General features: G+C 56.3%; 2 protein-coding genes. Both read left to right on the top strand.

From position 1 onward, the window contains the following. The first annotated feature begins 60 nt into the window (after window positions 1–60). Window positions 61–573: a helix-turn-helix domain-containing protein gene (locus tag NML54_RS08805; protein ID WP_254757574.1), complete on the top strand. Its 513-nt coding sequence runs from the start codon at window positions 61–63 to the stop codon at window positions 571–573. Further along, window positions 573–1,333, top strand: a 761-nt coding sequence (locus NML54_RS08800) for an IS3 family transposase (RefSeq protein ID WP_254757572.1), incomplete at its 3' end; no start/stop codon positions are given. The genes NML54_RS08805 and NML54_RS08800, both read left to right, overlap by 1 nt.

The following is a 1,333-nucleotide window of genomic DNA, read 5'->3' as shown; positions in this document are numbered from 1 at the left end:
GTGAACTGCCTCCCGTTTCTTGGACACCAAAAATGAAGTCCAAGAAACGGGAGGCTTTTCATGTCTGAACATCTGGGAATGAGACACGATCGTTTGCTTCGGGAGCAGGCAGCACAGATGTTTGAGAAGGGATGTGGCTATCGTGTAACCGCCAGAAGGCTTGGTATGTCTGCCGCGACTGTGAGAGAGTGGCAGAAAATGTACCGCGTAATCGGAAGGAGCGGGTTTCTTGCCATGGGAGTAAAGCAGGCCAGATACGATTATGAGACCAAGGTTGCCGCAGCGAAGGCTGTAGTTGATGGTGGGATGAGTAAGCCTGATGCGATGGTGCGATTCGGTATTGCAAGCGTGACACCGTTGAAGCAGTGGTGCAGGCTGTACCGGCAGGGCGGCGCGCAGGCGCTTAAGCCTAAGCCCAAGGGCAGGCCGAAGGGGTCGGTGCGGGCGGTGCCGCCAACGCGTGAGGAGGAACTTGCCGAGCGTGTGCGCAAGCTTGAGGCGCAGGTGGCGTACCTAAAAAAATCGATTGCCCTGAAGGCGCAGAAGCGCTCCCAAACCGGGACAAAGCCCTAGTGGTCGCTGAGCTTTCAGGGCAGGGACACGCGGTGCGTGATCTCCTCGAAGCTGCTGGCCTTGCCAGGTCGAGCTACTACTACGCACTGGCTCACCCCCAGCAGCCAACCAGAGTGCAGTTACGTCCCAAGGTCGCACAGATTTTTTCGCGAACCCCCAACGGGTGTGGTCACAGGCAGGTGGCCATGTGCCTGCGCGCTGAGGAAGGGGTGCGTATCGCTGATAAGACGGTCTTGAAGATGATGCGTCAGATGGGGTTGCGCTGCGGTATACGCCGCGAGAGGGCCTATCGCAGGTACAACTCCTATAAGGGGGAGGTGGGGCAAAGCTTCGCTAACGTCATCGGTCGCAACTTCACGGCGACCGGTCCCTGGCAGAAGTTGGGTACAGACGTCACCGAGTTCAAGCTCTCCTTCGGTAAGGCCTACCTTGCTCCGGTCTATGACTTTGCCAGCAAGGAGATTGTTGCCTACTCCATCTCGATGTGCCCCAACCTCGTCCAGCAGCAAGAGATGCTTCAGATACTCATGGAGGCCAAACCCGCAGGGGTCGAACCGATTTTGCACTCGGATATGGGGTGGCAGTATCAGCACGAGACCTACATCAGAACGCTGGCCGATAATGGTTTTATCCAGAGTATGTCACGTAAAGGCAACTGTATCGATAATGGCGCCACTGAGCAGGTCTTTGGACACATTAAGGACGAGTTTTTTCGTGGCCAGGACTGGCAGACCTTTGAGAGTTTTAAAGCCGACCTTGA

Origin of the sequence: Rothia gullae (assembly GCF_024294905.1) — a bacterium.
In the GTDB taxonomy this organism is placed as follows: Bacteria; Actinomycetota; Actinomycetes; order Actinomycetales; family Micrococcaceae; genus Rothia.
The sequence above is the reverse complement of the archived record's forward strand: the minus strand, read 5'-3'. Positions and strand labels throughout refer to the sequence as shown.